General features: G+C 71.8%; 11 protein-coding genes. 9 read left to right on the top strand and 2 right to left on the bottom strand.

Annotated elements, in window-relative coordinates:
* The first annotated feature begins 180 nt into the window (after positions 1 to 180).
* Together AWX74_RS22135 and AWX74_RS22130 are read left to right on the top strand one after the other, a co-directional pair.
* A complete protein-coding gene (locus AWX74_RS22135) occupies positions 181 to 855 on the top strand; it encodes a SigE family RNA polymerase sigma factor (RefSeq protein WP_091280197.1) in 675 nt (224 codons plus the stop codon).
* Positions 852 to 1,841 carry a hypothetical protein gene (locus AWX74_RS22130; RefSeq protein ID WP_091280194.1) on the top strand — a complete coding sequence of 330 codons (990 nt, stop codon included), beginning with the start codon at positions 852 to 854 and terminating at the stop codon, positions 1,839 to 1,841. Before AWX74_RS22135 ends, AWX74_RS22130 begins: the two co-directional genes overlap by 4 nt.
* Here AWX74_RS22130 and AWX74_RS22125 read toward each other — a convergent pair.
* The gene (locus AWX74_RS22125; protein ID WP_091280190.1) at positions 1,822 to 3,096 is read right to left on the bottom strand and encodes a glycerate kinase; all 1,275 of its coding nucleotides are present in this window, start codon (positions 3,094 to 3,096) and stop codon (positions 1,822 to 1,824) included. The genes AWX74_RS22130 and AWX74_RS22125 overlap by 20 nt on opposite strands.
* Positions 3,097 to 3,298: 202 nt before the next feature.
* On the bottom strand, positions 3,299 to 5,536 hold the full coding sequence (locus AWX74_RS22120; RefSeq protein WP_091280188.1) for an MMPL family transporter: 2,238 nt from the start codon (positions 5,534 to 5,536) through the stop codon (positions 3,299 to 3,301).
* 225 nt (positions 5,537 to 5,761) lie between these two features.
* Here AWX74_RS22120 and AWX74_RS22115 point away from each other — a divergent pair, with 225 nt between their 5' ends.
* From AWX74_RS22115 to AWX74_RS22085, 7 genes are all read left to right on the top strand, one after another.
* Complete coding sequence (locus AWX74_RS22115) at positions 5,762 to 6,799, top strand: TetR/AcrR family transcriptional regulator (RefSeq protein WP_091280294.1); 1,038 nt, start codon at positions 5,762 to 5,764, stop codon at positions 6,797 to 6,799.
* Between the two features lie 162 nt (positions 6,800 to 6,961).
* On the top strand, positions 6,962 to 7,396 hold the full coding sequence (locus AWX74_RS22110; RefSeq protein ID WP_242666350.1) for a DUF192 domain-containing protein: 435 nt from the start codon (positions 6,962 to 6,964) through the stop codon (positions 7,394 to 7,396).
* A 513-nt stretch (positions 7,397 to 7,909) separates the two neighbouring features.
* Complete coding sequence (locus AWX74_RS22105) at positions 7,910 to 8,638, top strand: SDR family NAD(P)-dependent oxidoreductase (RefSeq protein ID WP_054564613.1); 729 nt, start codon at positions 7,910 to 7,912, stop codon at positions 8,636 to 8,638.
* 562 nt (positions 8,639 to 9,200) lie between these two features.
* Positions 9,201 to 10,325, top strand: coding sequence for a squalene synthase HpnC (gene hpnC / locus AWX74_RS22100; protein ID WP_091280185.1), 1,125 nt, complete (start codon positions 9,201 to 9,203; stop codon positions 10,323 to 10,325).
* Positions 10,322 to 11,224 carry a presqualene diphosphate synthase HpnD gene (gene hpnD / locus AWX74_RS22095; RefSeq protein ID WP_054564611.1) on the top strand — a complete coding sequence of 301 codons (903 nt, stop codon included), beginning with the start codon at positions 10,322 to 10,324 and terminating at the stop codon, positions 11,222 to 11,224. Before hpnC ends, hpnD begins: the two co-directional genes overlap by 4 nt.
* Positions 11,221 to 12,918 (top strand): hydroxysqualene dehydroxylase HpnE, encoded by a 1,698-nt coding sequence (gene hpnE, locus AWX74_RS22090; RefSeq protein WP_091280183.1) that lies wholly within the window; start codon positions 11,221 to 11,223, stop codon positions 12,916 to 12,918. Before hpnD ends, hpnE begins: the two co-directional genes overlap by 4 nt.
* Entirely contained in the window at positions 12,915 to 13,931 is a 1,017-nt protein-coding gene (locus AWX74_RS22085; protein ID WP_054564610.1) for a polyprenyl synthetase family protein, read from the top strand. Before hpnE ends, AWX74_RS22085 begins: the two co-directional genes overlap by 4 nt.
* The last annotated feature ends 28 nt before the right edge of the window (positions 13,932 to 13,959 follow it).

Here is a 13,959-nt window from a genome sequence, read left to right as displayed (position 1 = left end):
AGGACCGCTTCCTGGATGTCCGCCCGGCCGGTGGCCCGCCCGTTCTGCTGACCGGCCGCACACCCCGGCCCAGGGCGGCCCAGGGCGGCCCAGGGCGGGCCAGTCTCCCGGGCGCGTCGCGGTGGAGCGCTGTCAACCTGTGTGGCCCCAAGTGGGCTCTGTAGGGGGGAGGGAGGCAGGATGGACGAAGAACTACAGGCCGAGTTCCGGGCGTATTTCACCGCGCGGCTTCCGGAGCTGCTGCGGCTGGCGTATCTGCTGACCGGCGATCCGGCCGAGGCGGAGGACCTGGCACAGACGGCACTGGCCCGAACTCTGGTGGCCTGGCGGCGGGTCCGCGAAAGTGACTCCCCGGACGCCTACGTGCGCCGCATTCTGGTGAACGCCAATCGGCGCCGCTTCCGGCGCCGCGTTCCCGAGTCGCCGATGGCGGCTGTGCCGGAGCAGGAGGCCAGGTCCTCCGCCGCCGAACTGGCGGCGGTCGAGGACAGGGCCGGGCTCGCTCGGGCACTCGCCGTGTTGCCGGCCCGGCAACGCGCCGTCGTCGTGCTGCGCTACTGCGAGGACCTGCCGGAGGCGCGGGTCGCGGAGATTCTCGGCTGCTCCACCGGAACGGTGAAGACGCACGCCTCCCGGGGGCTCGCGCGCCTGCGTGCGGATCCGTCTCTGGCCGCGGCGGCAGCCAGCTGGGTCCCGGCAGCCAGCGGCGCGTCCGGTGCGGTCGCGGGGAGCGCGGAGTCGAACGGCAGGGGCTGGGTCGAGACGAGCCCGGCGGATGGAGGCGGGGCCGATCGGGCTCAGCTCAGCAGTCTCGAAGTCGGGCAACCCGACGAGGTACGAGGGGGTGCCGCATGACCACCGACGAGCAGATCGCCGGACATCTTCGTGACCTGGCGCAGGCGGTGACCGTCGCACCGTCGGGCGACCTGTGGCCCGCGGTACACGGCAGGCTTCCCCGGGAGCGGTTCCGCCGGGTCGCTCGCTGGGCCGCGCCCGCGGTGGCGTGCGCCGTCGCCGTGGCGGCGGTCGCCGCCGGGCTGACCTTGGGCCCAGGCCAGTCACGGGCGTCGATCACCCCGGCCGACCTGCAGGGAAGTCCCGCGGTGACCCGCCTGCAGTCGATGACCTTCACCGACGCCGAGGAGACGCGGGTCGTGTCCGCGTGCCGGCAGACCTATTCGTCGACGGAGGGCCAGCCGGCGCCGCGGGTGGAGGCTCTGCGGGTGTGGGCGGGGGTGCGGGACTCACTCGGCGCGAGCATCGTCCTGACTGACGGCTCGATGTTCGTGGAATGCGATGTTCCAGCGGATTCGTCCGGTGGGCTCTTCTACGGCCTGGCCGGCCTGTTCGACCAGACCGCTGAACCGAAGACCGTGAGCCCCGACCTCACGTTGACCAGTTTTCTGTCGACCCATCCTGTGGGTGATGGGCTGACTGCGGACGGGCTGGAAAACAATTCCCAGGTCAGCGTCAGCGTGGCACAGGTCTCCGCGCGGGTCAGCCGCGTCACCGCGACGGTCTCCGACCGGGTGATCGAGGTTCCCGTCAAAGATGGCCGGGCCGTGATCAGGGTTTCGGCGGAAATGCCGCCCGCCCTGAAGGAACTGGAGGACAAGGTTGTATGGCCGGAACCAGAATGGGTGCCAGGCACGGAGCCCGGCGATGCCGAGCTGAGCGCCCAGTACAACACGCCTGAGATGAGGGCATGGGAGAAGGCCTGGCAGGAGTGGATTATCGGGAATCTCGCGGTGCTCCGGGCCTACGACAGTGACGGCAGGGTTCTGGGTACCTGGGACGAGCATTCACAGCTCGGCCCGGAGATCAGCCCGGCACCGAGCTGATCCGCGGCGCGCCCGGTCTCTCGGCCAGGCGCGCTCCGGCGAGCGTCAGCCAGTGACCGGGCCGCGCGATGGCGTGGGCCCGGTCACCGGCCAGGTCGACGAGCGCGAGCGCGTCGCTGACGGCCGCCGGCACCGGCCCGTCGACCTGGCCCGCGACGAGCAGCACGGGAACACCGGCCGCCTGCGCCATCGTGACCACTCCGCCGACGACCTTGCCGCCCAGCGACGTCCGGTCGAACCGCCCCTCCCCGGTGATCACCAGGTCGGCCTCGGCCAGCGCGGCCGGCAGCCCGGTGTGCTCGGCGATGCTGCGGGCACCGGGCACGAGTGTCGCTCCGAGGGCGGCGGCCAGACCGTAGGCCGTGCCACCGGCCGCGCCGGTGCCGGGCTGCTCGGCGAGAACGGGGCCAGCGCTGCCCGACCCGACACTGCCCGACCCGACACTGCCCGACCCGACATCGGCCGCCCCGGAGGTGCCCGACCTGGAGCTCCCCTGGCCGGCAGCGCCGAGGCCTGGCATGAGCGCGGCCAGCCGGGCGAGACCGGCCTCCAGCCGATCGATCTCGGCGGGCCCGGCGCCCTTCTGCGGCCCGAAGACCGTCGCCGCCCCGCGAGGGCCGAGCAGCGGCGCCGTGACGTCGACCAGGCAGCGGATGCCCTCCGGCGGCCCGGGCCGCAGGCCGTGCAGGTCGACGGCCGCGAGGTCGGCCAGCGCTCCGCCACCCAGCGCAAGTGGCCGCCCGGCGGCGTTCAGGAAGCGGGCTCCGAGGGCAGCCAGCAGGCCGGTCCCACCGTCCGTCGACGCCGATCCGCCGAGCGCCACGAGAACGCTGCGGACACCGGTGTCCAGGGCGGCGCCGACCAGCTCTCCAAGTCCGAAGGTGTGCGCGTTGAGCGGGTCCGGTGCGCTCATCAGCGGCAGACCGCTGGCCTGGGCCAGCTCGACGAGCGCTGATCCGTCGGGGAGCTCCAGCCACGCGGCGCCGGTGACGGGACGCCCGTCCGGCCCGGTGACGTCCAGCTCGTGGCGGCGCGTGCCCGGCACGGCGGCGGCGAAGCTGTCCAGCGTTCCCTCGCCGCCGTCGGCGATCGGGATGGTCACCACGACGTCGTCCGGGCGGGTCGCCGACCACCCGGAAGCCAGGGCTGCCGCGGCCTCGGTCGCCGAGACCGATCCCTTGAACGAATCGGGCGCGATCACCACGCGCAGCGGACGTCCGGGGACCCGGACGGGCCCTGGAACGGGAGCGGACATCGGAACCCCTGTCCTCGCGTCGTCGCCTCGTAGCCTCCTCGCGTCGCTGACGGGGGGCCTGTCACCGACCGTATCGGGCTGCCCGCGAGCCCTGAGGGTGGCTGGCCGGAAACGACCACGCCCGGCCGGTGGCCCGCTGTGGGGCTGCCGGCCGGGCGTCGAGCTCCAGCGGTCGATCGTCAGCGGTCGATGACCGCGTGGCTCAGTGGGTCCGCTCGGACTCCGCCGGTTCGTGCGGCTGCGCCGGCACGCCGTCGCGGAAGTCGCCGGCCGGAACCGGCACCTGGTGGGCTTCGGCGAGATCGTCGGAGGTTTCGACCGAGACCCGCGGCAGGACCCGGTCCAGACCACGCGGCAGCCACCAGTTCGCGCGCCCGAACAGGTGCATGAGCGCCGGCACCAGGATCGTGCGGATCACGAAGGCGTCGATGGCGATGGCGAGGGCCAGGCCAAGCCCGAAGAGCTTGATCACCCGTTCGTCGCCCAGGATGAACGCGGCGAACACCAGGGTCATGATGGCGCCCGCGGCGGAGATCACCCGGCCGGTCTCGGCCTGGCCGAGCGACACCGCGATGCGGTTGTCCCGCCTGGCGGTCCACTCCTCGTGCATGCGGCTGACCAGGAAGACCTCGTAGTCCATGGACAGGCCGAACAGGATCGCGAACAGCATGACCGGCAGGAACGCCTCGATCGGCCCGGGGCTGAGGCCGAACAGGTCGGACAGCCAGCCCCACTGGAACACCGCCACCACCGCACCGAACGCGGCACCGACTGCCAGCAGGTTCATCACCGAGGCCGTCAGGGGGATGAGCAGGCTGCGGAAGACCACGACCAGCAGGATGAACGCGAGGACCACGACGATCCCGATGAACAGCGGCAGCTTGTCCGACAGGACGCCGGCGAAGTCCTCGAAGATCGCGGTGATGCCGCCGACGTACACCGGTGCGGCGGCGCCCGCGGTCGCGGTCGGGATGACGTCGTCGCGTAGGCGGTCGAGCAGCTCGGCCGTCTCCGGCGACTGCGGGCTAGACGTCGGGTAGAGGGTGGCGATCGCCGCCCGGCCGTTCGGGCTCTGCCGCGGCTCGGTCACGGAGGCGACGCCGGGGGTGTCGCGTGCCGCGGCGACCGCCTGGTTCAGCGCCTGCAGGCCCGCACCGGAGGAAAGGTCGGTGATCAGGGAGAACGGCCCGTTGAAGCCGGGGCCGAAGCCTTCGGCGAGCAGGTCGTAGCCACGCTTCGTGGTCTTGTCCTCCGAACCGTTGCCCAGGTCGGACGAACCGAGTCGCAGCGAGAAGAACGGGATCGCGATCACGGCGATCGCGACGGCACTGAGCACGGCGAGGACGGCCGGGCGGCGTTCGACGCCCTTGGCCCACCGCCACCAGAAGCCGGACGGCGCCTCCGGCTCGGGCCCGTGGTCGGCGATCCGGCGGCGTTCGCGGCGGCTCAGTACCTTCTGCCCGTAGAAGCCGAGCAGCGCGGGCAGCAGGGTGACCGACGACAGCATGGTCATCGCGACCGTCAACGCCGCGGCGAGCGCGACGCCGTAGAGGAAGGTCACGCCGAGGGCGAACAGGCCGAGCAGGGCGATGCAGACCGTCGCCCCGGCGAAGAGGACGGCGCGGCCGGAGGTGTTGACCGCGTTGACCGCGGCCTCCTCGGGGGAGCGCCCGGCCCGCAGGCCGATGCGGTGGCGGTTCACGATGAACAGCGCGTAGTCGATGCCGACGCCCAGACCGATCAGCGTCGCCAGCATGGTGCTGAACTCGGCCACCGAGGTCAGGTGGGAGACCTGGATGATGAGGCTGAGGCCCACGCCGAGCGCGGCCAGCGCGGTGATCAGCGGCAGCGTGACCGCGAGCAGTGAACCGAACGCGACGAACAGAATGATCGCCGCCGCGATGATGCCGATGAGCTCGGTGGAGCTGGTCGTCTGCTCGGTGTTCGCGACGACCTGCCCGGTCGCCTCGACCTGGAGCGCGCCCTTGTCGTAGCCGCGGGCGGTGTCGACGACGTGCTCGATGTCGGAGATCTGCAGCTCGTTACCGGGCAGGTCGAGGGCGATGGTGGCGAACGCGGTGGTGCCGGCCTCGTTGATCTGGCCCTTGCCGTCGGCGCTGAACGGGCTGATCACCTCGGCGACGTGCGGCAGCTTGGCGAGCTGCCCCACCATGTCGGTGACCTGTGCCTTGATCGCCGGGTCGGTGAGCGTGCCGGTACGGGCGTGCAGGACGACGGTCGCGCTGTCGCCCGACTGCGCCGGGAAGTCACGTTCGAGGATGTCGATTGCCTTCTGGGAGTCCGTCCCAGGCAGGGAGAAGGTGTCCTTGTAGTCGTCGCCCGTGGCCCGGCCGAGCGCTGCCAGCCCGACAAGAGCCGCGACCCAAAGGCCCAGGACGAGCCAGCGGTGCTGGAAGCACCAGCGAGCGAGCTTTGCCATCGTTTCCCCTCGGAGGTGCTGGTTGGTCGTCTGTCACTGTTCCGTGACCTGCTGACGGCCCTACGGATCGGCACTGATCAACGTCACCGCCGGTGACCGTGGTACCGCCGGCAGGCCTCCCGCCAGGCGCTTCGCTTACCGATCGCCCAATCTGCTTACCGATCGTTCAGTAAGTGAGTGCAAGAGTAGCATTCGCGGCTGACCGTCCTGTGGGGGTGAGTGCTGGTGGTCATAGGACGCACGCGCGCGCAGGGAGCCGACACCCGCACGCGGATCCTCGAGGCGGCCGTGCAGCTCTTCGTGGAACGAGGGTATGCGGGCACCTCGGTCCGTGACATCGCCGAACGACTCGGCGTGACGAAGGCCGCGCTCTACTATCACTTCTCGTCCAAGGAGATGATTCTCGAAGCGCTGATTTCGCCCTTCGAGTCCGGGTTCGCACAGTTGGTCGAGTTGGCCCGTCGTGACCCTCCGCCGCCACCGCGGGCGATCCTCGAGGCACTCACGTCACTGCTGGTGGAGACCGGTGCCGTCCTCTGCGCCTTCGCGAACGATCCCTCGGTGCTGCACCATCGGATCGGCAAGGAGGACATCATTTCCCAGTACGAGGTGATCATCCGCGCTCTTGCCGGGCCGCGGCCCACTGTGGCCCGGATCATGCGGGCCCGCTGCGCGGTCGGCTGTGTCCAGAGCGGCGTAATGGGCGATGCGATGGGCCGCGCGCGCTGGCGGAATGTTGCCGCGAGCGACGAAAGCGAGGCGGGCGAATCCGAGGCCGGCGGAGCATCGGCTGTCGGATCGGCGTCGGTCGGGGTGACGGCCGGCGGATCGGCGTCGGTAGCCGGGCGGCCTGGCGGCGGTGCCGCGCACCCGGCTGACAGCGGTCGGTACGGCACGGCTGGCGGCGGGCATCCCGGGGCGGCCGACCGTGGTGGCACGGCGACCTGGATCACCACCACTCGCGTGGGGAGTCCAACGGGCATTCGGAGCCTGACCGGATTTACTGGAGACAGCGGTGCGGATGGCACCGCCGACGCGGTGGGCACCGCCGCGGCGGCGGGTGTCGGGGCGGCCGACGATGCTCGCCCGGCGTACCTGGCGGTGGGTGCTGATGCGACCGCCGCGGGTGACTGCGCGTCGGCGGCTGCCGGCACGCTGTCTCCGTTCGCGCCGCTGTTGTCCGAAGAACTTCAGTGTCTGATCGTGGAGGCCGCCCTTGCCGCGCTCGGACCAGATCAGGCCGTGGAGCCGTTGGCGCAGTAGCCGCTGGTACAGCAGCTGTTGGCCCGACGATGGTTGGCGCAGTGGCGGCTGGCGTAGTCGGGGGCTGTGTCCGGGTGGCCCGCCGAGGGACTGCCCGGTACCGGGTTGTGCGGTGTGAGCCCGTCCGTCCCTCGACTGGCCGGCGCCCTGGGCGCTGCCGCCGTGACGGTGTTCGTCGCGGCCTGTAGTGGCATTGCGGGTTCCGGAGGAAATGCGGGTTCGGGTGATGGTGCGACTGTCACCGTCCGGGTTCGCGGCCTGACTATCGTGGCCGAGGTTGCCGACAGTGACATCGAGCGGCGCCGAGGCCTGATGTATCGGACCGACCTTCCTCCGGGGCGCGGGATGATCTTCGAATTTGCCGGCGAGACGACGTCCGGCTTCTACATGTTCCGCACGTTGCTGCCCCTTTCGATCATGTTTGTCCGGGACGGTAGGGTTGTCGGCGTGCGGGAGATGACGCCGTGCCCGAGTGATGATCCGTCGAGCTGTCCCGTCTACTACCCGGATGGGGCATACACCCATGCGGTGGAGGCGCCGGCGCGCACCTTCGTCGAGGTCGCCGCCGGTGATCCGGTGGCGATTGGTTCGGACTGACGGCAGGGTGTAGCCGATGGTCGGCAGGTGCGGTGACTCGCGCGGGCGTGAGCTACGTCTCGATGTCCGGTAGATGTCAATGTTGTGTCATTCCGTTCGGAAAACACGAAGGCAATTCCGCTGAAGCTTCGGCGGGGTGAATACGGATCTGGTCCTCCGTTCGCCTCTCCGAATGTGTGGTAAGGGAGCAGGGTCCGATGTCGTACATCTGACGATGGACGACCTGGCCTCTGGACGATGAAATGGTGGAGCCGCTCGAAGCGAGCCGGCGGTGGGCGGGAGTGCAGGTCTGATCCCGTCGCACGTGGAACGCCGATGGTGGAGGGCGACATAAACGGAAGCAGTAGGTGACGTGAAACCTGTGCCGGAACGGGACCACGGGGGGGACCGTGTGACCCGAGGTGGTGGGCCGTGATCGTTCGGCCTCGCGCGGCTGCCCGCGAAGGGAGCCTGCCTGTCGCGTCCAGCGGCGCGCGAACCGCTTCGACGGGCGGATGGCCGCCACGCACTGCCGTGGTGACCGGAGCCAGCTCCGGTATCGGTCGGGAGGCGGCCCTCCTGCTCGCTGATCAGAACTGTCGTTCGCTGTTGGTGGGCCGCAATGGCGCGGCTCTTGACGAGGTCGCCGCGGCGACGCAGGGCCACCGGATCGCGGTGGACCTGGCGCGCCCCGGTGGCGAGGTCGCGGTGGCATCCCGTGCCGCGGAGCTGCTCGGCGAGGTGGATCTGCTGATCTGCTCGGCGGGCCTCGGCGCGGCCGGGCCGTTCGACGTGATGCCTCCGTCAACCATCAATGATCTCATCGCGGTCAACGTCCTGGCCCCGATGTTGCTCGTCCGGGCCATGCTGCCGGCGATGCTGGAGCGCGGCCAGGGTCGAATCCTGCTGGTCGGCAGCGTCGCGGGCGCGTTGGGCGTTCGTGGCGAGGTCGCGTACTCGGCTTCGAAGGCCGCGATGGTGGGGTTCGCCGACGCGCTTCGCTCCGAAGTCGCAGGACGTGGCATTAGCGTTACGTTGTGTTTACCGGGAGCTGTGGACACCCCCTTCTTCCACCGGCGTGGTGCACCGTACGTGCGCCGGTGGCCGCGTCCCATCCCTGCGGGTCTGGTGGCGCAGCGGATGCTCGCCGGCACCGGCCGGGGAGACGCCGAAGTGTGGGTGCCCCGATGGCTGTCCGCCGCCGCGCGCGTTCACGGCGCGGCTCCGTCGCTGTACCGCCGCCTGGCCGGTGTCTTCGGATGAGTTCAGGATCCGACCGCCGGCCCGGGAGGTGAGTGCGCGCAGCGGACTACTCCAGTGAGCCTTTTCCATCTCACGGCGAACGGCCAGGGATGTCGCAGGCCCGAGTCGGCGATGGGAAAGGCTTCAGTCGTCACCGGTGGCAGCACCGGTGACGAGGTGGCTGCGGGGGGCACGGCCTGATCGGCGGTGTCCCCGGCCGTGCCAGGCAGTGAACGTGCGGCACGGCGCTTGTGATCCCATGGCGTGACGCTCGGGCGGTCCCACCGCCGCCTGGGCGTCACGCACCGCCTGCCCCTGACCGACCTGACCCCTGCTGACCGGATGGCCCGGACGTTGCCCACGACCAGGCCAACCAGTGCCGGACCGGCGCCTGCCGCGGTGGGCCCGGCGGAGATCTGGCCAGCACCCTCCGGCCAGCGGTAGCGGTTCCGGCGATCTGGCACGCACCATGACCGGCACCATCGCGGTCGGCGACGCATCGCGCTCGCCCGGCCGGACGACGCACAGGACGCACACCGCACCGCGCACCCGGAGCGCGCAGCGCCACGTTAAGGAGAGGCGTATGACCGCAATCGACGCCCGAACCGGCCCACCGCGTCCGTCTGCCCCTCTCGGCGCGACCGACCTGACCACACCCACCGACCAGGTGCTGCTGGCCGCGTCCGCGGAGAACTTCCCGGTTGCGTCGAGGCTGCTTCCGGCACGCCTGCGGGAGCACCTGAACGCCCTCTACGTCTTCGGGCGGCTTGTCGACGACATCGGCGACGAAGCCCCCGGCGACCGCCTGGCACTGCTGGACGAGCTCGGCGAGGACCTCGAGCTGATCTGGTCGGGCGGGCAGCCGAGGCTGCCGGTGCACCAGACGCTCGCTCGGACCGTGCGGGCCTGTGACCTGCCCGCCGAGCCGTTCCGCCGGCTCGTGCAGGCGAACCGGCAGGACCAGGTGGTCACCCGCTACGACACCTACGACGACCTGGTGCGTTACTGCACGCTCTCGGCTGATCCGATCGGCCGGATGGTCCTCGGCGTCTTCGGCCTGGCGACCCCGGCCCGGGTCGCGCTGTCGGACCGGATCTGCACCGCGCTGCAGCTGGCCGAGCACTTCCAGGACGTGGCGGAGGATCTCGCCGCCGGCCGGATCTACGTGCCGCTGGAGGACATGGAGGCCTTCGGGGTGACCGAGGCCGACCTGGCGGCGCCGAGCGCGTCGCCGGCGGTGCGGCACCTGATGGCGTTCGAGGTGGCTCGGGCCAGGACCCTGCTCGACTCGGGCGCACCGCTGGTGGGTCTGGTCGGGGGCCGGCTGCGGCTGGCGATGGCCGGTTTCGTCGGCGGCGGCCGGGCCGCCCTCGACGCCATCCGGCGCGCCGACTACGACATGCTCGGCGGCGCGCCGAAGGCTCCCAAGCCCCGGGTCGCGGCCTTCGCCGCGACCGCGTGGGCGCGTTGGTGGCTGCCCGGCGCGGCAGCCACCGCCAGGGCTGCCGGGAACGCGGCCACCGAGGTCACCGGGCCAGGGGCCACCGGGCTCGGCGTCGCCCGGGCCGGTGGGGCCGCTCCCGGTGCCGCCAGGCCCGGTGCCACCGGGCCAGCAGTCACCGGATCGGGTGAGGTCACCGGAACGGACAGCATGGGTGCTCCGGCGTCCGCCGTAACAGATGTTGACGGCACCGAGGGGGTCAGATGAGCGCGGGTGCACCGGGCAGTTCCACAGTTGCCGAGGCCTACGCCTCCTGCGAGGCACTGACGCGGGAGGCGGCGCGGAACTTCAGCTACGGCATCCGCCTGCTGCCCGCGGAGAAGCGCGGCGCGCTGTCGGCGGTCTACGCCCTCGCCCGCCGGCTCGACGACATCGGCGACGGCGATCTGCCGGCCGAGGAGAAGCTCGCCGGCCTGGCGAAGGTGCGCGCCGACATCCGCGCACTGGACACGAACAGCTCCGACCCGGTGATGGTCGCCCTCGCGGACACCGCGCGGCGCTTCCCCATCCCGATCGAGGCCTTCATCGAGCTCACGGACGGCGTCGAGAGCGACGTCCATGGCGCGACGTACGAGACGTTCGAGGACATGGTCGGCTACTGCCGCCTGGTCGCGGGCACGATCGGCCGGCTTTCGCTGGGGATCTTCGGCGTGGAGGGCTCGGCCGGTGACGCCCGGGCGGCCGAGATCGCCGACGCCCTCGGCGTGGCGCTGCAGCAGACCAACATCCTGCGCGATGTTCGCGAAGACCTGCTCAACGGGCGGATCTACCTGCCGTCGACCGAGCTGGAGAAGGCCGGTGTCACGCTGACGGTGGACGCCGCCGGGCGGCTCGGGGCCCCGGAGGACGCGCTGGTGGACTATCTGCGCGACTGTGCGGTCCGGGCCGACGAGTGGTACACGCGTGGCCTGGCCCTGCTCGGCCTGCTGGACCGCCGCAGCGCGGCCTGCTGCGGTGCGATGGCCGGCATCTACCTGCGGCTCAACCGGCGCATCCGGCAGGACCCGACGGCGGTCCTGGAACGCCGGCTGTCGCTGCCCGGCTGGGAGAAGGCCGTCGTGGCGGCCCGAAGCCTCGCGGGCCGATCGGAAGCCAGGGCGGCATGAGCGCACAGGGGGACACGCCACCGGCCCACTGGTCGGAGGACGCGGGCTCGCTCGGCGCCCACGCCGGCACCGAGCAGGGCCGGTCGGAGGGGCAGGGCCGGTCGGAGGGGCAGAGCCGGGACGCGGGGCGGGGCCGGGTCGTCGTCATCGGCGGCGGGCTCGCCGGTATCGCGGCGGCGCTGGTCGCCGCGGACGAGGGCGCCCGGCCGGTGCTGCTGGAGGGCCGGCCGCGCCTGGGCGGCCAGACCACGTCGTTCCAGCGCAAGTTCCAGGACGGCTCGCTGTGGATCGACACCGGCCAGCACGTCTTCATGCGGTGCTGCACCGCCTATCGCGGGCTGCTGGCCCGGCTCGGCGTCACCCACCTGACCACCCTGCAGCAGCGGCTGGACGTCGAGGTGCTGATCGCGGGCTCGCTGACCCGGACCAGGCTGCGCCGGACGCGGGTGCCGCTGCCCGCGCCGCTGCACCTCGCGCCGGCGCTGCTGGGATACCGGGCGCTGCCGCTCGCCGACCGCCTCCGGGCCGCGCTGGCCGCGTTCCAGATCGGTCGGTTGAACCAGCGCGACCCGAAGGTGGACGGAGACTCGTTCGGCGGATGGCTTCAGCGGCACGGCCAGAGCGCCGCGGCCACCGAGGCGCTGTGGGAGCTGCTCACTGTCGCGACCCTGAACGCCCCGGCCGCCGAGGCGTCGCTTGGCCTGGCCGCCAAGGTGGTCCGCACCGGTCTGCTCGACGGGGCCGATGCGGGTGACCTGGGCTGGCCTGAAGCCCCGTTGCAGCAGCTCCACGGCGACGCGGCCGTGCGCGCGCTGACGGCCGCGGGCGGCACCGTGCGGACGGGCACCAAGGCCAGGGCCATCGTCCGCACCTCCACCGGCTGGGAGGTCACCCTCGACGGGGGAGAGGTCCTGCGGGCGGACGGGGTGGTGCTCGCCGTGCCGCCGCCGGCCGCCGCCGATCTGCTCCCGGAGGGCTCGGGCGTCGACCGGGCCCGGCTGCGTGAGCTGGGTGTCTCGCCCATCATCAACATTCACATGATCTACGACCGGCCGGTGCTGGACAGTCCGATGCTCGCCGTGGTCGGCTCACCCATCCAGTGGATCTTCGACCGGACGGTCTCCTCCGGGCTGGCGAAGGTGGGGCCGCCCGGGGCGCAGTACCTGGCGCTGTCCCAGTCGGCGGCGCAGGAGTGGATCGACCAGCCCGCCAATGATCTGCGGGCGCTGTTCGTCGAGGAGATGCGCCGGCTGTTCCCGGCCGCGCGCGAGGCGGAGCTGCTCGAGGTCTTCGTGACCAGGGAACGCACCGCGACCTTCGACCAGGCGCCCGGCTCGCTGCGGTTGCGCCCGGATCAGGCGACCGCTCTGCCCGGATTCGCGCTCGCGGGCACCTGGACGGACACCGGCTGGCCGGCGACCATGGAAGGTGCCGTGCGTAGCGGAATCGCTGCTGCCCGTGAGACGCTCGCCGGCATGGGGGTATCGGGGAGCACACTGCCCGCGGCCGATCACGTTCCGCCCACGGCGAGGAGTGAGTCGCAGGGCAGTGAGTCGCAGGGCGGCGAGTCGCACGACAGTGCGTCGCAGGGCGAGGTGCCGACCCAGTCCATGGCAGCAGCTGACTCGTCGACAGCACACACAGCGACGACCCAGAAAGTGACATCCAAGTCCACGGGGGGATTCCCGGTATGACCACAACGGTTCCGGAAGCGATCGAGCGCGGGCGCGCCCTGACGGTGCCCGCCTTGCGCGCCACGGTGGACCGGCTCCACCCCCGGCTGCGCCACGTCGTCGCCTACCACCGCGGCTGGGTTGACGCCGCAGGCGACCCGGTGCCCGGCAACGGCGGCAAGCTCGTCCGGCCCGCACTCGCCCTGCTCTCCGCCGAGGCCGCCGGTGCGCCGGCCGAGGTCGGCCTGCCGGCCGCGGTCGCGGTCGAGCTGGTGCACGACTTCTCGCTGCTGCACGACGACCTGATGGACGGCGACACCGAACGCCGCCACCGCGCCACGGCGTGGACGGTCTTTGGCGCCGACGGCGCGATCCTCGCCGGTGACGCGCTGCTCGGCCTGGCCACCCAGGTCCTGCTGGAGGTCGAGGGCGAACCGGGCCGCCGCGCCGCGGTCATCCTCGGCGCCGGCGTCCAGGACCTCGTTCGCGGGCAGGCGGAGGACCTCCTGTTCGAATCCCGCTCGGACGTCTCGGTGGCCGAGACGCTGCACATGGAGGACGGGAAGACCGGCGCGCTGCTCGCCTGCTCCGCCTCCCTCGGTGCGGTGCTCGCCGGTGCCCCCGGTGAGGTGGTGGACGGGCTGGCCGAGTACGGCTCCCGGCTCGGCACCGCGTTCCAGCTCATCGACGACCTGCTGGGCATCTGGGGCGACCCCGCGGTGACCGGCAAGCCGGTGCTGAACGACCTGCGTTCGCGCAAGAAGTCGGTGCCGGTCGTGGTGGCGCTGGAGGCCGGTGGAAACGATGCCGAAGAGCTTCGTGCCTTCCTCACCGGTGAGGGCGAGTCGTCCGAGGCCGAGCTGCAGCACATCGCCGCTCTCGTGGAGCGCGCCGGCGGCCGCGACTGGACGACGGCCGAGGCGGACCGTCAGCTCAAGGCGTGTGAGAACGCGCTGCGTTCGATCTCGATCCCGGCGTCGGCCGAGGCGGAGCTGCTGGCCATGGCGCGTTTCGTGACCGAACGAGATCGCTGAGGGGGAGCGAGGTGGCAGTACCCGCCCG

It is taken from the genome of Parafrankia irregularis (assembly GCF_001536285.1).
GTDB lineage: Bacteria > Actinomycetota > Actinomycetes > Frankiales > Frankiaceae > Parafrankia > Parafrankia irregularis.
The sequence above is the reverse complement of the archived record's forward strand: the minus strand, read 5'-3'. Positions and strand labels throughout refer to the sequence as shown.